The organism is Aurantiacibacter gilvus (assembly GCF_038289935.1).
Classification (GTDB): domain Bacteria; phylum Pseudomonadota; class Alphaproteobacteria; order Sphingomonadales; family Sphingomonadaceae; genus Alteraurantiacibacter; species Alteraurantiacibacter gilvus.
Genome location: NZ_JBBYHV010000002.1, coordinates 886,089 through 905,372, shown reverse-complemented (window position 1 = coordinate 905,372; position 19,284 = coordinate 886,089). Strand labels below are relative to the sequence as shown.

The 19,284-nt window shown below is 65.3% G+C and carries 20 protein-coding genes; 6 read left to right on the top strand and 14 right to left on the bottom strand.

Going from position 1 to position 19,284, the window contains the following annotated elements:
• Positions 1–10 precede the first annotated feature (10 nt).
• Positions 11–1,645: a hypothetical protein gene (locus AAEO60_RS14415; RefSeq protein ID WP_341674410.1), complete on the top strand. Its 1,635-nt coding sequence runs from the start codon at positions 11–13 to the stop codon at positions 1,643–1,645.
• Positions 1,646–1,716: 71 nt separating this feature from the next.
• Positions 1,717–2,724 (top strand): MBL fold metallo-hydrolase, encoded by a 1,008-nt coding sequence (locus AAEO60_RS14410; RefSeq protein ID WP_341674409.1) that lies wholly within the window; start codon positions 1,717–1,719, stop codon positions 2,722–2,724.
• A gap of 16 nt (positions 2,725–2,740) precedes the next feature.
• Here AAEO60_RS14410 and AAEO60_RS14405 read toward each other — a convergent pair whose 3' ends face one another.
• Both AAEO60_RS14405 and AAEO60_RS14400 read right to left on the bottom strand, forming a co-directional pair.
• Positions 2,741–3,310, bottom strand: coding sequence for a hypothetical protein (locus AAEO60_RS14405; protein WP_341674408.1), 570 nt, complete (start codon positions 3,308–3,310; stop codon positions 2,741–2,743).
• A complete protein-coding gene (locus AAEO60_RS14400; RefSeq protein ID WP_341674407.1) occupies positions 3,307–4,302 on the bottom strand; it encodes an adenosine kinase in 996 nt (331 codons plus the stop codon). Before AAEO60_RS14400 ends, AAEO60_RS14405 begins: the two co-directional genes overlap by 4 nt.
• A gap of 80 nt (positions 4,303–4,382) precedes the next feature.
• Between AAEO60_RS14400 and AAEO60_RS14395 the strand changes: the two genes are divergently transcribed.
• From AAEO60_RS14395 to AAEO60_RS14385, 3 genes are all read left to right on the top strand, one after another.
• Positions 4,383–5,090: an EI24 domain-containing protein gene (locus AAEO60_RS14395; RefSeq protein WP_341674406.1), complete on the top strand. Its 708-nt coding sequence runs from the start codon at positions 4,383–4,385 to the stop codon at positions 5,088–5,090.
• Position 5,091: 1 nt separating this feature from the next.
• A complete protein-coding gene (locus AAEO60_RS14390; RefSeq protein WP_341674405.1) occupies positions 5,092–5,529 on the top strand; it encodes a hypothetical protein in 438 nt (145 codons plus the stop codon).
• Positions 5,530–5,597: 68 nt separating this feature from the next.
• Positions 5,598–6,542 (top strand): hypothetical protein, encoded by a 945-nt coding sequence (locus tag AAEO60_RS14385; protein WP_341674404.1) that lies wholly within the window; start codon positions 5,598–5,600, stop codon positions 6,540–6,542.
• Between the two features lie 17 nt (positions 6,543–6,559).
• On the opposite strand, the gene AAEO60_RS14380 is transcribed toward AAEO60_RS14385, so the two are convergent.
• The 11 genes from AAEO60_RS14380 to AAEO60_RS14330 all read right to left on the bottom strand — a co-directional run bounded on the left by AAEO60_RS14380 (position 6,560) and on the right by AAEO60_RS14330 (position 16,165).
• On the bottom strand, positions 6,560–6,919 hold the full coding sequence (locus AAEO60_RS14380; RefSeq protein WP_341674403.1) for a HesB/IscA family protein: 360 nt from the start codon (positions 6,917–6,919) through the stop codon (positions 6,560–6,562).
• On the bottom strand, positions 6,919–7,434 hold the full coding sequence (locus AAEO60_RS14375) for an SUF system Fe-S cluster assembly protein (RefSeq protein WP_423970228.1): 516 nt from the start codon (positions 7,432–7,434) through the stop codon (positions 6,919–6,921). Before AAEO60_RS14375 ends, AAEO60_RS14380 begins: the two co-directional genes overlap by 1 nt.
• Positions 7,435–7,451: 17 nt before the next feature.
• Positions 7,452–8,639, bottom strand: coding sequence for an aminotransferase class V-fold PLP-dependent enzyme (locus tag AAEO60_RS14370; RefSeq protein WP_341674401.1), 1,188 nt, complete (start codon positions 8,637–8,639; stop codon positions 7,452–7,454).
• Positions 8,636–9,382, bottom strand: coding sequence for a SufD family Fe-S cluster assembly protein (locus tag AAEO60_RS14365; RefSeq protein WP_341674400.1), 747 nt, complete (start codon positions 9,380–9,382; stop codon positions 8,636–8,638). Before AAEO60_RS14365 ends, AAEO60_RS14370 begins: the two co-directional genes overlap by 4 nt.
• Positions 9,379–10,143 (bottom strand): Fe-S cluster assembly ATPase SufC, encoded by a 765-nt coding sequence (gene sufC, locus AAEO60_RS14360; protein WP_341674399.1) that lies wholly within the window; start codon positions 10,141–10,143, stop codon positions 9,379–9,381. Before sufC ends, AAEO60_RS14365 begins: the two co-directional genes overlap by 4 nt.
• 90 nt (positions 10,144–10,233) lie before the next feature.
• Positions 10,234–10,785 carry a DUF559 domain-containing protein gene (locus tag AAEO60_RS14355; protein ID WP_341674398.1) on the bottom strand — a complete coding sequence of 184 codons (552 nt, stop codon included), beginning with the start codon at positions 10,783–10,785 and terminating at the stop codon, positions 10,234–10,236.
• The gene (locus AAEO60_RS14350; protein WP_341674397.1) at positions 10,778–11,179 is read right to left on the bottom strand and encodes a hypothetical protein; all 402 of its coding nucleotides are present in this window, start codon (positions 11,177–11,179) and stop codon (positions 10,778–10,780) included. The genes AAEO60_RS14355 and AAEO60_RS14350 overlap by 8 nt, the downstream gene beginning before the upstream one ends.
• A complete protein-coding gene (gene sufB / locus AAEO60_RS14345) occupies positions 11,176–12,657 on the bottom strand; it encodes a Fe-S cluster assembly protein SufB (RefSeq protein WP_341674396.1) in 1,482 nt (493 codons plus the stop codon). Before sufB ends, AAEO60_RS14350 begins: the two co-directional genes overlap by 4 nt.
• Positions 12,654–13,070: an SUF system Fe-S cluster assembly regulator gene (locus AAEO60_RS14340; protein WP_341674394.1), complete on the bottom strand. Its 417-nt coding sequence runs from the start codon at positions 13,068–13,070 to the stop codon at positions 12,654–12,656. The genes sufB and AAEO60_RS14340 overlap by 4 nt, the downstream gene beginning before the upstream one ends.
• A 372-nt stretch (positions 13,071–13,442) precedes the next feature.
• Positions 13,443–14,330, bottom strand: a complete 888-nt coding sequence (locus tag AAEO60_RS14335; RefSeq protein ID WP_341674393.1) for a helix-turn-helix domain-containing protein — start codon at positions 14,328–14,330, stop codon at positions 13,443–13,445.
• 26 nt (positions 14,331–14,356) lie between these two features.
• Positions 14,357–16,165 (bottom strand): DUF885 domain-containing protein, encoded by a 1,809-nt coding sequence (locus AAEO60_RS14330; protein ID WP_341674392.1) that lies wholly within the window; start codon positions 16,163–16,165, stop codon positions 14,357–14,359.
• A gap of 300 nt (positions 16,166–16,465) precedes the next feature.
• Between AAEO60_RS14330 and AAEO60_RS14325 the strand changes: the two genes are divergently transcribed.
• Entirely contained in the window at positions 16,466–17,503 is a 1,038-nt protein-coding gene (locus AAEO60_RS14325; protein WP_341674390.1) for a quinone-dependent dihydroorotate dehydrogenase, read from the top strand.
• Here AAEO60_RS14325 and ggt read toward each other — a convergent pair.
• Positions 17,500–19,227: a gamma-glutamyltransferase gene (ggt, locus tag AAEO60_RS14320; RefSeq protein WP_341674389.1), complete on the bottom strand. Its 1,728-nt coding sequence runs from the start codon at positions 19,225–19,227 to the stop codon at positions 17,500–17,502. The genes AAEO60_RS14325 and ggt overlap by 4 nt on opposite strands.
• Positions 19,228–19,284: the final 57 nt, after the last annotated feature.

Genomic DNA, 19,284 nt, shown 5'->3' with positions numbered 1-19,284 from the left:
GGAAGGGTCGATGAAGACCGTATTGGGACTAAGCGCAGCGCTGCTGTTCGGCGCTGTGCCGGCACTGGCGCAGGACAACGAAGGCGGACACAGCGAGCGGGGTGTCACAGCCGCGCCTGACGATGGCGAAGAAGCAGCCGATCACGCCGAACATGCCTCCGAAGAGACATCCGGCCCCACGGAATTGCTGCCCAATTACGGCAATGGCGGCTTCCCCGTCACTACCAGCGTTCCTGAGGCACAGGCCTTCTTCGACAACGGGATGGAACTGGCCTTTGCCTTCGCCCACCAGGAAGCGATCGACGCCATGGCCGAGGCCGTGCGCCGCGATCCCGCCTGCGCCATGTGCCTGGCAGGTCATGCCTATACGCTCGGCCCGACGCTCAACTACGGCAAGACAATGGAAGAGCGGGCAGAAGCACTGGCGGTCGCGGAACAGGCGCTCGCGCTGGCTGAAGCAGGCGATTCCGAGTTCGAGCGGGCCTTCGCGGCTGCCATGGTCGCGCGTTACCGCAACGAAGGCGACATGGACGGGCGCGACCTTGCCTATGCCGAAGCCATGGCCGAACTGGCCGCCGCCCATCCTGAACACGACACGCTGCAAACGCTGGCCGCCGATGCCCGCATGATGATCGACTTCGAGCAAGCCACCATGCGGCAGGCGATGGACCTGCTTGAGCCGGTCCTGGCCCGCAACCCGGACCACACCGGCGCCTTCCACTTCTACATCCACGCCACCGAGATTTACGGCGAACCGGCACTGGCCGAGGCCGCAGCTGACCGACTGGCGGCGATGGAACTGGACGCCAGCCACTTGGTCCATATGCCCTCGCACACCTACTACTGGGTCGGGCGTTATGGCGATGCCGCCGATGCCAACCGCATCGCCGTGCAGCTGGGCGAGCACCAGGCCATGGTCATGGCTGACGATGACCCGATGGCGGTCTGGAACATCCCGTACCATGCGCACAATGTCATCTTCGGCCTTGGCGGGGCGCTGATGTCGGGCGATTCGCGCACGGCGCTGATGCTGGCGCGCCCGCTGATCGAGCGCGTACAGGCGCAAGAGGAGGGCAGCTTCTTCGGCCAGCTGCTGACCTCTTCGGCCTATTTCGCGATGGGGCGTTTCGAGAGCCCCACGGTGGTGCTCGAACTGCCGGAGCCGCAACTGCCTTACCTCAAGGCGGGCTGGCACTATGCCCGCGGCGAGGCTTATGCCTTCCTCGGCAACACCGCGGGACTGGCCGCCGAACGCGAAGCCATTCCGGCCCATATCGAATTGAGCGAAGAGGATGAGGAAAACCGCCTCGCCGCGGCTGACCAGATGCTGGCGATCACGCGCGCGGTGCTGGCAGGACGGCTGGCGACCATGCAGGGCCGCCACCACGAAGCCGCCGCCGCCTTTGCCGAGGCCGCGATGATCGAGGAAACCGAGGACTTCAGCCGTTTCAGCGATCCGCCTGCCTTTTGGTACCCGGTCCGGCGCGATCTCGCGCTGGCCCTGCTGGCTGCCGGGGACGAGGAAGGAGCACTGCGCGAAGCGCGCGCCACGCTGGAAGTGCGCCCGCACGATCCGGTGGCCGAACCCTTGGTCGAGCGTCTCAGCGCAGGCCTGGGCGATGTCGAGGTCGCCAGCGCGGACTGATGCCGCCTGCTTGCCAAGCGCCGTTTAGCGCCTAAGCTTCTCCGCAAGACAGTTGGGAGAGGCTGCAGGACATGACAATTCTCGAGGGACGCGTTGTTTCGCGCCGCGCCGTGCTGGCGGGCGTAGCGGCACTGCCGCTGGTGGCCTGCGCCCATCCGGGCATGGCTTGGGCGGAGAGCGAGGCTATGCCTGCCCAGCTGATAACGCTCGGCACCCAGGGCGGCCCGAACTACGGCCCGGCCCGCAGCGAGAGCGCCAATGCCCTGCGCGTGGGCGGGCACCTGTTCCTCGTCGACTGCGGTTACGGCACGCTCGCCTCGATGGTCGCCGCCGGCCTGCGCCACCAGGATGTCGACGCGGTGTTCATCACCCACCTGCACGACGATCACTCGTCGGACCTATACGGAATCCTCACCCACATGGCGACGCAGGGCCGGACCCGCGATGTGGTGGTCTATGGCCCGGTGGGAACGCACACCTACGTCCAGGGCCTGCGCGATGCGATGGGGCCGAACGCCACGATCCGCACGCTCGACGAGGCACGACCGGCGGGCTTCCTAGATTTCATCCACTCGGTGGAAGTGGAGGAGGGCGAAGTGCCGATTCGCGAGACAGGAATCCGGGTCTCCTGCGCCGAAAACACCCATTACCCCGCCTATATCGACGGGCTGGAGACGCAGAAGAGCTATGCCTTCCGCTTCGACTGGGGTTCCTCGATCGTGTTCTCCGGCGACACGACCTATTCGGACGGACTGGTCGCGCTGGCGCAGGGCGCGGACGTCTTCGTCTGCGAAGTGCTCGAACCCGCCTCCATGCGCCGCGCCTTTGACGCCATGGTGGCAGGCGGCGCTTTCGCCGGAGCCGAAGAAGGCGTCTGGCGCCACATGATCGACACCCACGCAACGCCCGAACAGGTTGGCCGTATGGCGGCAGCGGCAGGAGTGGGACGCGTTGTGCTAACCCATCTGGCTCCCGGCGCACTGCTCGATGTACCGGACAGCACCTATGCCGTCGGCGTGGCAGAGCACTTCGACGGGCCGATCCTGGTCGCCGTCGACGGGATGGTCGTGGCGGTTTGAGGGGTCTGTTGAGAGGCTAGTAAATCGTGCCGTACCCGGACGGAGGACCATCCGCACCGGGATCGGCAGCAGACGGGCAAGCCTGTCGACGAACTTCCAACCTTAGAATTGCATTGCCATCATGCCAGATGCGAACTGCACTCGTCGATTCGATTGGGCCCCCATGTGACCGTGTGTTGTTGAACGGCGTGGTGAGATTGAAATCCGAGTAGCGGAATACTCGTCCGTCAACCGCAACGATCTCGCTTTCATGCCCGTCACGCGGCATCGGATGAAACCAGTCGAGACAACCTTCAACGAAGTCGGCTTCGCCCGACGCAAGCTGGGCCGTCCAGTCGGAACGGTCATTGTATCTGCTCACCGTAACAATCAGGGCCAGCGGGACCGAAAATAGCACGACGAACCCGGCAATCACCCGTCGCGCAAGCATGCTACGTGGACTGATGAGGTTCGGCAGCTTCGGCGCGAAGACAAACAGCAGTATCCCCATAATCGGGAACAAGAAGAGCATGGCACCACTTGCCGACCAGAACGGGTCCGGTGAGGTCCGGATATCGAAGGCGAGAGCAAAGCCCTCCGCTGTCACCCCAGCTTCTCGGCCATCAGCTTGGCGAGGTCGGTTTCGGGACGTGCGCCATAGTGGCTGATGATCTCGGCAGCCGCGATGGCGCCGCGGCGCAGGCACCTGGCGGGGTCTTCGCCGCGGACGTGGCCGTAGAGGAAGCCGGCAGCAAACAGATCGCCCGCGCCGGTGGTGTCGACCACCTTGTCGATCGGCTCGGCGGCCACGGTGTAGGTCTCGCCGCCGGTGACGCAGACCGCGCCCTTCTCGCTGCGGGTAACCACCAGCACCGGCACCTTGCCCGCCAGCGCGGCAACGCCGTCGTCGAACTCGGTTTCGCCGGTCAGCGCGCCCAGCTCCACCGCGTTGGCGAACAGCACGTCGATCAGGCCGTCTTCGATCAGCGCGCGGAAGTCATCCCCATGGCGGTCGATCACGAAGGCGTCGGACAGGGTGAAGGCGACCTTGCGGCCTGCGCTGCGTGCCGTCTCGATCGCGGCGCGCATGGCGGCACGCGGCTCTTCCGGATCCCACAGGTAGCCTTCGAGGTAGAGGATTTCGGCCCCGCCGATCGCCTCTTCGTTGAGCGCGGCAGGCGGCAGGAACTGGCTGGCGCCGAGGAAGGTGTTCATCGTGCGCTGGCCGTCCGGCGTCACGAAGATCAGGCAGCGCGCGGTCGGCGGCTCGCCTTCGCGCGGCGCCGTGTCGAAGTCGATGCCCACGGCGCGGATGTCGTGCGCGAAGACGTTGCCGAGCTGGTCGTTAGCCACCTGGCCGACGAAGGCGCACTGCGCGCCCATGGCGGAAAGGCCCGCCAGCGTATTGGCTGCCGAACCACCCGAAATCTCCTTCGCCGGACCCATGGCCGAGTAAAGGTCGCGCGCACCATCCGCGTCGACCAGCGTCATGCCGCCCTTGTTGAGGCCAAGCTCTTCCACCAGTTCGTCGGAAGCGGCGGCCATCACGTCGACAATGGCATTGCCGATGGCGATTACGTCGTATCGGGGGGCGGTCATGCAAACTCCTGGTAAATTCCGGTCAATGCTTAGCGAAGCGGCGTTGACTTGGCCGATGGGCCGGGCAATCGCAAGCGCATATGGGTGCATTCACCACATCGCTGGCGCTGGGCCTCAGGCAATTGCTCGACGGCGAGGTGCTGCGCGTCCTGCTGAAGAGCCTTGGCGTGACTCTGGTGCTCTTCGTGCTGGTCGCCACGGGGGGATGGTTCCTGCTCGACTGGGCGCTGGCTTCGGGCGGTCTGGAAGACCGGCTGTTCGCCGGGGCAGGGGCGCTGCGCGGGGCGCTGTCGCTGGTGCTGTCGCTGCTGGGGCTGTGGCTGACCTGGCGGATCGTCGCCATGGCGGTTGTGCAGTTCTACGCCGACGAGGTGGTCCAGGCGGTGGAGCGCAGACACTATCCGGACGAGGCACGGGTGGCGCGCGAGCTGTCGTTCGGCGAGCAGATGCGCGTCGCGCTGTCAGCCGCCGGGCGGGCCTTGCTCGCCAACCTCGCCGCCTTGCCCTTTGCGCTGGTCCTGCTGTTCACCGGCGTGGGCACTTTCCTGCTGTTCTGGCTGGTCAACGCCCTGCTGTTGGGCCGCGAATTGCAGGACATGGTCTGGCTGCGCCATCGCCACCAGCCCGCAGAGGCCGCGCCCGTGGGGAAGGGCGAGCGGTTCCTGCTGGGCGCCGCGATTGCCGCCATGATGGCCGTGCCTTTCGCCAACTTTCTCGCACCGGTGCTGGGGGCAGCATCGGCAACTCACCTCGTACACCGCAATTTGCGGTCCAGGAAAGTCACCTGACATGCGCCTGATCGCTGCCCTCCTTGTCACCGCTGCGCTCTCCGCCTGCGTGTCGACGCCGCGCGTACCGACGCAGGCACCGCCACCGCCGCCGCGCACGGTGGAGCCGCGGGCGGTGCCGCCCACCACGCCGACTGCGTCGCGCCCTGCTGCCGGCTATCGCGTGCCGCAGATCATGGAAGGGCCGGGGCTGGGCGGGATCATCCGCGAGAACGCGCCCGTACTGCTCTCGCGCTTCGGAACGCCGCGCCTCGACACGCCCGAAGGTGACATGCGCAAGCTGCAGTGGCGCAGCGATGCCTGCGTGCTCGATATCTATCTCTATCCGCTGGCTCCGGGCGCCGAGCCTGTCGCCACCTGGGTAGAGTCGCGGCGCGCCAGTGACGGGGCGGAAGTTGACCGGCTCGCCTGCATCCAGGCGCTCTCGCGGCGGCAATAGCGCCGGCGCTAACCTGACTTTAATCCTGTCGCGCCATGGTACTCGCGCGACAGGAGGATTTGCGCGCCATGAGTTTTGAATTCGCCACTATTGCCCGCCAGGCCGCGGCCGACCGGACCATCAGCGATAACGAAGTGCGCGCGCTGCGCGGTTCCGGCTGGGCTGACGGCAAGATGACCCGCGAAGAGGCGGAAATCGTCTTCGCCACCCAGCACGCGATCGAGAACCCGTCGCGCGAATGGTCCGACTTTTTCGTCGAGGCGATCCAGAACTTCGTGCTCGAGGGCACCGACCCCAAGGGCTTTGCCAGCGCCGAGGAGGCCCAGTGGCTGATCGCGCAGGTCGAAGCAGACGGCAAGGTCTGCTCGATGACCGAGCTGGAACTGCTCGTTCGCATTATCGAACGCGCCCAGAACGTGCCCGAAACGCTGAAGACCTACGTGCTCGGCGTGCTGGAGCGCGAAGTACTCGAAGGTACCGGCCCGACCCGCTGTGGCGGCGAACTGTCGGACACCCATATCAGCGAAGCCGAATGCCGTATCACGCGCCGCGTGGTGTTCGGCCAGACGAGCGATCGCCCGGCGGCGGTCAGCCGCCGCGAGGCCGAGATGCTCTACCGCATCAAGGATGCCACCGAACACAAGGCCAACGCGCCCGAATTCAAGCGCCTGTTCGTGCAGGGCGTGGGCAATTACCTGATGGGTTTTGCCAGCCATTCGAGCCAGGTCAGCCGCGAACGCATGCTCGAACTGGAAGCCTTCGTTTCGGACACGAGCATCAATATCGGCAGCTTCATGGGCCAGATGGCCAGGTCCGCGCCGAACGCCTTCGGCATGATCTTCGGCGAGAAGCAGCCGTCTGCACCTTCGCGAGACGATCTGGTGGCGGCCGACGAAGCCGTGACGGCTGAAGAGAAGTCTTGGCTCGACGGCCAGATCGATCGCAACGGCAAGGTCGACGAATACGATCAGGCCCTGCTCGAATTCATCGCTGAGGAATTCGGCCAGGCTTGAGGCTATGGGCCGATGGCCTAGACCATGAAACTCTCGCCGCAGCCGCAAGCGCCCTTGGCGTTGGGGTTTTCGAACACGAAACCGGCGGTGAAATCGTCTTCCACCCAGTCCATCGTGCTGCCCACCAGGTAGAGCACGCTGCCGCCGTCGATGTAGAAAATGCCGCCGGGGGTTTCGATCTTCTCGTCGAAAGGCACTTCCTCGGTCACGTAGTCGACCGAATAGGCAAGGCCCGAACAGCCGCGGCGCGGGGTCGACAGCTTGACGCCGATGGCATCAGCCGGAGCCTTGGCCATCAGGTCCGCCACGCGCTGCTCGGCAGCGGGCGTCAGGACCACGGCGGCCTTGGGAGCGGGGCGGGTCTTGGTCTCGGTCATCACAACATTCCCAGTTCGAGGCGGGCCTCGTCGCTCATCTTGGACGGGTCCCACGGCGGATCCCAGGTCACCATCACTTCGGCGTCGCGCACGCCAGGCAGGCCCAGCACGCGCATTTCGATATCGTTCGGCATCGATTCAGCGACAGGGCAATGCGGCGTGGTGAGGGTCATGATGACCTTCACGTCAGCATCTTCCGCGACCTCGACATTATAGATCAGGCCGAGGTCATAAATGTTCACCGGAATTTCCGGATCGTAAATGTCCTTGAGCGCGTCGATCACCGCCTGGTGCAGTTCGCCACCGGGTTCGCCGGCGGCCACGCCTTCGGGCTTCTTTGCAAGGAATCCCTCGAGGTAGTCGCGCTTGCGCCCAAGCTTTTCGCCGGCGCTTTCCTGGGCCGATTCTTCTTCGGGCAAGGGCGCGTCGGACACGCGAGCGCGCGGCGGCTTTTCCGCCACCTGCTCGGCGGGCGAGGGTGCCGCGATGAATTCCTTTTCGTCCTTCTGGGCCATGTCTTCGTGGTTTGGCATCAGCCGAAAATCCTCTTGGTGCGTTCGATGCCGCGAATGAGCGCGGCGACGTCTTCTTCAGTCGAGTAAATGCCGAAGCTGGCGCGGGCCGTGGCGGACACCCCGAGGTGCTCCATCAGCGGCTGGGCGCAGTGGTGACCGGCGCGGATCGCCACGTTCTCTTCGTCCAATATGGTGCCGAGATCGTGCGGGTGAACCCCGTCCATCACGAAACTGACGATACCGGCGCTGTCTTCGGGACCGAACAGGGCGACATCGTTCATCCCGCGCAGGGCCTCGCGCGTTTGCGCGACCAGCGCGTCTTCGTGCATGTGGATCGTGTCGAGACCGATGGCATCGACGTAGTCACATGCCGCCGCAAAGCCGATCGCCTCGACAATGGCCGGGGTGCCCGCCTCGAACCGCTGCGGCGCAGGGGCATAGGTGGTTTCGGCAAAGGTGACCTTTTCGATCATCGCCCCGCCGCCCTGCCATGGGGCCATGCGGTCGAGCAGCTTGGCCCGGCCCCACAGCGCACCGACGCCGGTCGGGCCGTAAAGCTTGTGCGATGAAAAGGCGTAGAAGTCGCAGGCGAGCGCGGCGACGTCGACCGCCAGGCGCGGCACGGCCTGGCAGCCGTCGAGCAGTAGCTTCGCGCCGACAGAGTGCGCCAGTTCGGCGGCGCGCTGGCCGTCGACCACGCTGCCCAGCACGTTGGAGACGTGCGCGAAGGCGACCATGGTGTGCTCGGGCGTGAGCATCTTTTCGGCGGCATCGAGATCGATCCGGCCATCCTCCGTCAGCGGACAGACATCGACCTGCCAGCCGGCCAGCTGCCACGGCACGATGTTGGAATGGTGCTCCAGCTGGCTGAGCAGCACGCGGCCCTTGTCGGGATAGGAGTATGCCAGCAGGTTGATCGCCTCGGTCGCACCGCGCGCGAAGACGATCTCGTCCTCGGCCCCGCCGATGAACGCAGCCACCCGCCGCCGCGCGGACTCGTAGGCCAGCGTCATCTCGGCCGAGCGCGCGTAAACTCCGCGGTGAACGGTCGCGTAGTCGACGCCGAGCGCCCGCGTCACTGCGTCGATCACCGCCTGCGGCTTCTGCGCGGTCGCGGCGCTATCGAGATAGTGCCAGTCGGCGCCATCGGCCGTCACCAGCCCCGGAAAATCCGCTCGATGCGACTTGGTGGCAGTCAGGGTCACACTCGCTCTCCCAGCCGGTCGAGCGCAGTTTCGAGCAAGCGCTCGGTCTCGCTCTCGTCAGCGAGCGCGGCGAACGAATCGGCAATGAAGGCGCGGATCAGCAGGCGCTGGGCCACGTCGGGCGCAAGGCCGCGGCTGGCCATGTAATAGCGGGCCATTTCGTCCATCTGGCCGATGGCCGCACCGTGCGCGCACTTCACGTCGTCGGCGAAGATTTCCAGCTCGGGCTTGGCATTGGCCGTGGCGCCCTTCTCCAGCACCAGCCCCTTGAAGTCCTGCGCCGCGTCGGTGCGCTGGGCATCGCGGTGCACGTGGATCGCACCGAGGAAGTTGCCCGTCGCCTGGCCCCAGTGAACCGAGCGGACCACCTGGTTGGAGGTGCCGTCGGGCTTCGCGTGGTCAGTCCGGGTCACGATCTCGCGCACGGCCTCGCCGCCGCCGATGGTGACACCGCCGAGTTCGAAATGGGCACCGGTGCCGAGTGTGGCTTCAACCTCGACGCGGCAGTAGTCATTGCCCGCGACGACGACGAACAGTTCTGCCCGTCCGCCTTCTGCGACGTCCAGCCGGATGCGGTGCAGTTCGGGCGCATCGCTGCCGACGATCATGCAATGTCGCCAGGTCTCGCCAGCAGCAACGGACACCTCTTCCCAGCGCTCGAGCGCGTCCACGCCAAGCGCTTTGACAGCGTCCATGTCCGCGTAGCGCCAGGCTTCGTCCTTGGTGGTGGGAAGCTGGGTCACGCTGCCTCCATCACCACGTCGTAGCCATGCTCTTCGAGCTGGTGCGCGAGTTCCGGTCCGCCCGACTTCACGATCCGCCCCATGGCAAGGATGTGCACATGGTCCGGCGCGACATAGTCGAGCAGGCGCTGGTAATGGGTGATCAGCAGCACGGCCTTTTCCGGCTTGCGCATGATGGCGTTGATACCTTCGCCCACCACCTTCAGCGCGTCGATGTCGAGGCCGCTATCGGTCTCGTCGAGTACGGCAAGGGCGGGGTCGAGGATGCCCATCTGCACCATCTCGTTGCGCTTCTTCTCGCCGCCGGAAAAGCCGACGTTCACGTTGCGCTTGAGCATGTCCATGTCGAGCTTGAGCAGCCCGGCCTTTTCCTTGGCGAGCTTGAGGAATTCACCGCCCGAGAGCGGCTCTTCCCCGCGCTCCTTGCGCTGCGAGTTGAGCGCCTCGCGCAGGAACTGGACGTTGGACACGCCGGGAATCTCGACCGGGTACTGGAAGCCGAGGAACAAGCCGGCGGCAGCACGTTCGTGCGGGTCGAGGTCGAGCAGGTCCCGTTCTTTTCCATCTGGGCCCATGAAGGTCACCGATCCCTCGGTCACTTCGTAGCCCGGACGGCCGCCCAGCACATAGGCCAGCGTCGACTTGCCCGCGCCATTGGGACCCATGATCGCGTGCACTTCGCCCGCGTTCACTTCGAGCGTGAGGCCGTTGAGGATCTGCTTGCCGTCAATTTCGGCGTGGAGGTTTTCAATTTTCAGCATTGTCGTCTTTCTTTCGCATGGCGAAGACCGCGACCATGGTCGCGAAAATGGCGAAGAGGGGGAGCACTATGGCGATGGCCTTGGGTTCCATCAGCTGTGACCCTCGCGCCTGCCGCGCGGCGGGCCGTTGCCATCACGGTCGTAGCGCGGGCGCGTCTGGCGCGGGTTTTCTTCCTGGTGGCGGCGGCGCGCCTCGCCCTTGTCCTTGATGCGCAGGCGCATGCCGGCGGTGATGCGCTTCAGCACATCGTCCATGTTCTCCAGCACGTCAGCGGCCTTGATGTGCATGACGCGCACGCCCACGGCTTCCAGCGACTTGTCGCGACGGCGGTTGAGCGTCTCGTTGTCGCCTTCCTCGTCCAGCACGATGGCCATGCCGAGGCTGTGGCAATTGAAGTCGACGATGGCGCTGCCGACCACGGCGAAGCGCTTGAAGGTATGCTTGCCGAGGTCCGCCTTGGCGAACCGCGCGGCGAGCGCCTTGTGCGCTTCGCTGGCATGGCGGCGCATGTCGCGCGCCTGCTCGTGCAGCACGTCGAGCCGCTTCTCGGAGATTTCCCAGCCGCGGCCCTTCTTCTTAATGGCCGGGGCTTCGGTGTCGTCCGATGCGGGGCGGAGGTTGAGGGTTTTGCGTTCAGTCATTTGCTGCGTGCTCTGGAGCGGGGGCTGAATTTGATATGAGTGCATCAATCTGTGCGCCCATATCCACGTGGTGTGCTGCTAACCTGTCAAACAGGTCTGTGACTTCCTGGTTGGCATCAGCTGAGGGATGGGTGGACGACCAAACAAGGGTCGCCGAAATAACCATCTCCGACTTCAGTTCTTCGCAGCGAGTAACGTCGCCTTGATGGACGTCTTGCATAGCGCGCTCATGATTAATCGGCTCCCGGTCCTCTGGCATCAAGCAAGACAGATAGGCTCGGACCTGATCGGACAGCTCCGACGGCCATACTGGACCAGCAATGGTTGTCGTTTCTCTGCGCACCCGCACCACGTCCTCTTGGGCGCCCATCAGTAAGAGAAGCTCAAGAATCACCCGACACTCCCCTCAAGCGAGATCGCCAGCAGCTTCTGCGCTTCGACAGCAAATTCCATCGGCAACTCTTTGAGCACTTCCTTGGCGAAGCCGTTGACGATCAGCGCCACGGCCTCTTCCTCGCCCAGGCCGCGCTGCATGGCGTAGAACAGCTGGTCGTCGCTGATCTTGCTGGTGGTGGCCTCGTGCTCGATCTGGGCAGAGGGGTTCTTCACCTCGATATAGGGCACGGTGTGCGCGCCGCACTGGTCGCCCAGCAGCAGTGAATCGCACTGGGTGAAATTGCGCACGTTGTCGGCATTGGCACCCACGCGGACGAGGCCGCGATAGGTGTTGTTGCTCTTGCCCGCCGAAATCCCCTTGGAGATGATCGTCGAGCGCGAGCCCTTGCCGTTATGAACCATCTTGGTTCCCGTATCGGCCTGTTGGTGGTTATTTGTAACCGCGACCGAGTAGAACTCGCCAACCGAATCCTCGCCGTTGAGCACGCAGCTCGGATATTTCCACGTCACCGCAGAGCCGGTTTCGACCTGCGTCCATGAAATCTTGGAGCGCGCGCCCTGGCACAGGCCGCGCTTGGTGACGAAGTTGTAGATCCCGCCAAGGCCCTCGGCATTGCCCGGATACCAGTTCTGCACGGTCGAGTACTTGATCTCGGCATCTTCCATGGCGACGAGTTCCACCACGGCGGCGTGCAACTGGTTCTCGTCGCGCATGGGCGCGGTGCAGCCTTCGAGATAGGAGACGTACGAACCCTTCTCGGCCACGATCAGCGTGCGTTCGAACTGGCCGGTGTTCTCGGCATTGATGCGGAAATAGGTCGACAGCTCCATCGGGCAGCGCACGCCCTCGGGGATGTAGACGAAGGTGCCGTCCGAAAAGACCGCGCAGTTGAGCGTGGCGAAGAAGTTGTCGTGCTGCGGCACGACCTTGCCCAGCCACTTCTTCACCAGCTCGGGATATTCGCGGATCGCCTCGCTGATCGAGAGGAAGATGACTCCCGCCTTCTTCAGCTCCTCGCGGAAGGTGGTGGCGACAGAGACGCTGTCGAACACGGCGTCCACGGCCACCTTGCGCGCGCCTTCGACGCCGGCGAGCACTTCCTGCTCGGCAATCGGGATGCCCAGCTTGTCGTAGACCGCCTTGATCTCGGGATCGAGCTCGTCGAGCGATTCGAGCTTGGGCTTCTTCTTCGGCTCGGCGAAATAGAAGGCATCCTGGTAGTCGATCTTGGGATAGCCGACCTTGGCCCAGTCGGGCTCTTCCATGGTCTGCCACAGGCGGAAGGCCTTGAGGCGCCATTCGAGCATCCATTCGGGCTCGTTCTTCTTCGCCGAAATGAACCGGACCGTGTCTTCGGTCAGGCCCTTCTCGGCATATTCGGTCTCGATGTCGGAGGACCAGCCATGCTCGTAGTCGGCCGCCTTGGCGGCAGCGTCCTTGGCTTCGCGATCCTTGATGTCGATTTCTTCGTTCATGCCATCTCTTCCGTGCGTGCTAGCTGCACCAGCGAAACATCCGCCAGTGCGCCGCGCAGCGCTGTGTTCACAATCGGCCAGTGCGGCTGCACCTTGCAGCTGCCCTCAAGCACGCAGTCATGCCGTTCGGCATCGACGCAGGAGGTCAGCGCTATCGGTCCTTCAACGGCCTCGATGATATCAGCCAGGCTGATCGCCGCTGCCGGGCGCGCCAGCTGCAGGCCGCCACCCGCGCCGCGCGTGGAGCGCAGCAGGCCGGCGGCCGTCAGCTTGCTCACCAGCTTCTGCACCGTCGGGACGGGCAGGCCGGTCTCGCTCGCCAGTTCGGACGCAGAGGTGCGACCACCGCCGCAATGGCGGGCAGCCGCGCTCATCGTCACGACGGCATAGTCAGCAAGATTCGACAGTCTCATATCAGGCGCAATCGTTAATCGGACCAAATTGTTCCGATTGGGCACCTATGCGGAAAAACGGCGGAATCAAGCCATTTTTCCTTGTTGCGAGTCGTTAGCATCTTTGCCGTTCGATCCGACCTCCGTCGGATCGTCCTCGGTGCTGTTCGCTGCTCTCGGCTGCGCCTTCGTTTCGCGGCACCTGCGAATCGCGCATTGCGCTCGGTCGTTCGCTAGGCGCGACCGAGATCAGCACTACCTAGCTAATTAGTTCTGGAAACGGGCCGCAGGCCCGCAAGGGCGACCGCCCGCCCGCAGCGGGCGCGTAGCGGAGCGAAGCGCGTCTAGCGAGGACGCACCGACGGAGTTCGGTGCGAACAGCAAACGAAACTCCTAATTCAATTCCCGCAGGTTCTTCCGGTCGATCAGCTCTTTCAGATAGGGCGAGGCATCGTCCGACAGCCGCGCGGGCGTGCGGCCGACGAAGGTGCGCAGCTCGTGGATCATGTGCGACTGGTCGTAGAAGGCCTCGGCGATCGCGGCCTCGGCATCGGGCGGCAACTGCGGCTGTGACAGCATGGCGGCAGCGCGCAGGGCGCGGTACTTGCGGCGCAGGGCCACGGGCGAAACCCCGAAATACTGCTGCACCAGCCGCTGCGTCTGACGACGCGAGAAGCTGCTGGCGGCATACAGGTCCTCGACATCGGGCTGCAGGTCGCTCGCCAGCCACTTCCCCGCGCTGGCCATCAGCTCGAGGTGGCGCGGGCGCGGCAGCTTGGCATAGGCCAGGATCAGCCGCTCCAGCTCGGCGATGCCATCGGCGGCCGTGGCCGAGCCGTCGCGATAGGCCGCGCAGAAACGCGTCCCGCTCTCGGCGATCTCGGCCGGCAGCCAGTCCGCCGCATCGTAGAGCCGGTTGGCATGGTCCTGGGCGTTCATGCCGGTCAGCGCGGCCCAGCCGAGCGGTGACAGGGCGGCGCCCACGGCATGGAAGGGCCCGTTGACTTCGAAATGCACTGCTTGGGCAAAGGGCGTCAGCAGGTTTACCTCGTGCGAGGGATCATGGCCGCCGCCGGGCAGGCTCATCCGGCCCTTGCCGCGCGGGAACAGTGACAGGTGGCCGACAGCAGCGGGCTGGATATCGCGCACAAGCGGATCGTCGCAGCGAAAGTGGTAGAAGGTGGTGACGAACTGCGCCACCGCCCCTTCCGGCTCGATATAGTCGATCTCGAACCGGTTGGGCGGTGTCAGGTCGCCCCTCTCGAACACATCGCGCTTCATCGCTGTCGACCCCCCGGCAGCTGTTGTTAGTCTGCTTCCGCCGCGATCCACGCGTCGACCTGTTCCTCCAAGATGGACAAAGGAACAGGTCCATTGGCCAATACCAGTTCATGGAACTGGCGGATATCGAATTCCTCACCGAAAGCGTCGCGCGCCCGTTGGCGAAGCTCCATGATCTTGAGCTTGCCGATCATGTAGGCCGTCGCCTGGCCCGGGTAGACGATATAGCGCTCGATCGCCTTGCGGATATCGCCTTCGGGGTTGGGCGTGTTCTCGGTGAGATAGGCAATCGCTTCCTCGCGGCTCCACCGCTGCGAGTGGATGCCGGTGTCGACCACCAGGCGGCAAGCGCGCCACAACTCCATCTGCAGGCGGCCGAAGTCCGAATAGGGATCGGTGTAGAAGCCCATGTCCTTGGCCAGCTCTTCCGAATAGAGGCCCCAGCCTTCGGTATAGGCGGTGAAGCCGCCGTAACGGCGGAAGGGCGGCAGGTCGCCAAGGCCCGTCTGGATGCCGCGCTGCAAGTGGTGCCCCGGCAAGCCTTCGTGATAGGCGAGGGCTTCCAGCTCGTTGCGGCTCATGGCGTTGAGGTCATAGAGATTGACGTAGTAGGTGCCTGGCCGCGAACCGTCGGTGGCCGGCGACTGGTAGAAGGCCTTGCCCGCGCTCTGTTCGCGGAAGGCCTCGACGGCTTTCACCTGCAATTCGTATTCGGGCAGGGTGATGAAGAAGTCCGGCAGGCGCTCTTCCATCGCGGCAAGGGCCGTCGACACCTCGGCGAGATAGTCTTCGCGGCTGGTGTGGTAGAGCCGCGGATCCGTGCGGGTGAATTCGAAGAACTCCTGCAGGGTGCCTTCGAAGCCCACCTGGTCCATGATGTCGCGCATCTCGCCGTGGATACGGTCGACCTCGCGCAGGCCGATATTGTGCACTTCCTCGGCGCTCAGGTCCGTCGTCGTGTAATACTGCAGCAGGGCGTCGTAATAGGCCGCGCCTTCGGGGAAGCGCCAGATGCCGTCGTCTGTCGGCGCCATGGCCTGCTGGCGGAGCATTTCTGCCTGCAGCCGCTCGAAGGCAGGTACTGCGCTGCTCGCCCAGGCCGCTTCGGCATCCGCCACGAGCGCGGCGCGCTCCGTTTCCGAGATATCCAACCCACCGACTTCGCTGCGGAAGTCTTCCAGCACGGCATTGTCCATCCCTGCTGCCAGCAGGTTGGTGATGTCCGACAGGACATAGGGATAGACCCAGTCCGGCGGCATCACGCCTTCATCTGCCTGTCCGGCCGAGCGCGAAATCAGCGTGTCGAGCAGCGGGCCGGCACCTTCGATCCGCTGCACATAGGCCCGCGCGTGATCCGCGTTCTGCACCGCATGGGTGTTGATGAGGAAGGCCGGGATGCCGCTCTGCGAACCGTTCATCTGGTCGAAGAACCACTGATAGTCCTCGTAAGACTCGAGCAGCGCAGCCCGCGCCGCGGTCTCTTCGAACAGGCGGTAGGACAGCTGGTCTGCCGGAGACAGCGCGGCAAGGTCATAGCCCTGCTGCATGCGCGCCAGCCATTCGTGGCGCAGCGCATCGCGTTCGTCGTCAGCCTCTTCGCTGGCGTCGTTCCACAGGCCGTAGTCCTCGTCGCGGATGCCGCGATAGGCCTTCGTCTGCGGGGAGAGTTCCATCTCCGCGGCGTCGTACTCGGCGAAGAAGGTATTGATGTCCGCCGGCACCGGCGCTTCTGCGCTGGCGGCGACCGTTTCGCGCTCGGCATGAGCCGCAGCGCAGCCCGCCAGGGCCAGCGCGCTGGAGACATAAAGCGAAAGTCGAAGTTTGGAAAATGTCATGCGCCCGTCCTTTTGATTCTTGCCCGCTGGGTAAAGGAAGCACGGCGCCAACAAAAGTGGCAAAAAAAGGGGCGGCCGCCAAACAGGCAGCCGCCCTCTTAAAGTAGAGAGCCCATGACGCTTGGCGCGCAAGGCCCTTCGGGTCGCGGGTTTCGATTAGAGCAATTGCCTCCGGGACAATTGTAAGAAGACGCCATTTCGGGGCTGACTGGAGCAACATCCGGTGATTTTTCGGGGATTGTCCGCAAGCCGGTCCATTGGGGATTGCGCCGAACGCCGCGAAGCTGCCAATGGCCGCGCATGGTCTATTCGCTGATCCGGCCCGCATTGTTCCTGCTCGATCCCGAGCGCGCGCACGGCCTTGCCATCAAGTCGCTGAAGCTGCTGCCTGTGGGCACGCCGTTCGCTCCCGGCGGCCCCCTCGCGACCGAGGTGGCGGGTATCGCGTTCCCCAACCCGCTCGGCATGGCCGCCGGATTCGACAAGGACGCCGAAGTGCCTGACGCCCTGCTCGACCTCGGCTTCGGCCATGTCGAAGTCGGCTCGATCACGCCCAAGCCGCAGCCGGGCAACCCCAAGCCGCGCCTGTTCCGCCTGACCGAGGACGAAGCCGTCATCAACCGCATGGGCTTCAACAACGGCGGAGCGCAGGCGGCGGTGGAGCGGATCGAGGCGCGCAAGCACCGTGGCGGCGTTCTCGGCATCAATATCGGCGCCAACAAGGACAGCGAGGACCGCATCGCCGACTACGCCACGATGGCGCGCATAATGGCCCCGCATGCGACCTACCTGACGGTCAACATTTCCAGCCCCAACACCCCCGGCCTGCGCGCCTTGCAGGACGAAGGTGCGCTGGTGGCCCTGCTCGATGCTGTCTTTGCCGAAGTGCCGGAAGATGGCCCGCCGGTTTTCCTCAAGGTCGCGCCCGACCTGCAACCGGCGGATATCGACGCGATCCTCAAGATCGCCATGGACAGCCGCCTCGCCGCGCTGATCGTCTCGAACACCACCATCTCGCGCCCGCCGCTGCGCTCCGCCCATGCGGTCGAGGCAGGCGGCCTGTCAGGTGCGCCGCTGAAAGACCTCGCGCTGGAGAGGCTGCGCGATTTCGCCAGGGCCTCGGGCGGGGCAATCCCGCTGGTCGGCGTCGGCGGCATTGCCACGGCGGAAGACGCCTGGGCACGGATTCGCGCCGGGGCCAGCCTGGTGCAGCTCTACAGCGCCATGACCTATCGCGGCCCCGGCATCGCCCGGCAGGTTACCAGCGGGTTGGAACGCCTGATGCGCCGTGACGGCTTTGCCTCGATTGCCGAGGCGGTCGGCAGCGAGACGGCCTAGGGCTCGCCTACCAGCACCACGCCCTCGCGGCGCGGATCGTAGCCGCCGTCGACGCGCCCGCCTTCGCGGATCAGCACGCCGTGGACGCCCGAATCCTCGCCCTGTCCGGGCAGGAGGTCGATCCCGCGCTCGGCCAGCCCCTCGACGATCGCCGGGTCGAAATCGCCGACTTCGCCGCCGATGCGGTTGCCGCGCGCCACGAGGTTGGGCTGCGCCAGGGCTGCCTGCATCGGCAGGCCCCAGTCGACCGCCGCCACCAGCGTCTTGCCGACATAGGCGGGGATCGAATTGCCGCCAGCAGAGCCGATGGCCCCGGCGAAATTGCCCTCGGCGTCGAGCAGGATCAACGGCACCATGGAGGACCGCGGACGCTTGCCCGGTGCGACGGCATTGGGCGCTTCGTCGCCGTTCTCCTGCAAGGGATTGAACGAGAAGTCTGTCAGCTGGTTGTTGAGGAAGAAACCGTCGACCATGCGGCCGCTGCCGAAGATCGATTCCACAGTGGTGGTGATCGACAACACGTTGCCGTGCCGGTCGCGGACGATGAAATGCGAGGTGCCAGCGGGCTCGCGGGTCAGGTCTTCCATGAAGAGGTTCGCGCCAGCAGGCTGGCCGGCAGGCACATTCTCCGCCGCAAGCGGGCCGATCAGCGCCGCGCGGGCATCGAGGTAGGCCGGGTCGAGCAGGCCCGCCACCGGCACGTCGACAAAGTCGCCGTCGCCGAAATAGGCGTCGCGGTCGGCATAGGCGAGGCGGCTGGCCTCGGCGAAAAGGTACCATGCCTGCGGATCGTCCGGACCGCGCTCGGCAATGTCGGTGCGTTCGAGCAGGGCCAGCAGTTCGAGCATGGCCGCCCCGCTCGACGGCGGCGGCGGGGCGCAGACACGGTACTCGCGCCAGCCGTTGCACACCGGCTGGCGGCGCACGGGGCGGTAGTTCGCGAGGTCGGCCATGGTCATGGAGCCGCCCAGCGGCGCAGCGCGGGTGCGCTGGACGATCTGGGCCGCAGTGCTGCCTTCGTAGAGCGCGCTGGTGCCGTGGGCCGAGAGGCGGCGCAGGAACTCGGCATAGTCCGGATTGCGCAGGACATCCCCCGCCTGCATCCGCGTTCCGTCAGGCCGCGCGAAATAGGCGGCAGCATCGGGCTGCGACAATTGCGCAAAGTCGATCGACAGGAACCGGCCCAGGCGCGGGCTTATGACGAAGCCTTCTTCGGCCGTCGCAATCGCGGCCTCGAACAGCCCGTCCCACGCCAGCGCGCCGTGCTCCTCGTGCAGCATGGCCAGCGCCGCCACGACCCCGGGCACGCCGGTTGCGCGTCCGCTGATAACGGCTTCGCGAAATCCCAGCGGCTGCCCCGCATTGTCGAGGAACATGGTCCGGCTGGCCTGCGCCGGGGCAGTCTCGCGCCCGTCGTAGATGATCACCTCGCCCGTCGCGGCATCGTAGTAGTTGAGGAAGGCCCCGCCCCCCATGCCCGAGCTTTGCGGCTCGACCAGCGAGAGCATGGACTGCACGGCCAGCGCCGCGTCGGCAGCATTGCCCCCGCGATCCAGCACCTCCATCCCCGCCTGCGCCGCCAACGGATTGGCAGCGATCACAAAGGGCTGGACCTGCGTCTCGACCGCAGGGCTGGAAATGGCCGGGTCGGCGGGTTCGGCGACCGGGGTGCATGCGGCAAGGGCGAGCGCCACACCAGCGGCGCAAATTCGGGAAAGCGACATGGTGCAACCCTTAGGCATGCGCTGCCGCGCTGGCAACGCGCCCTGCACGGCAGTTTG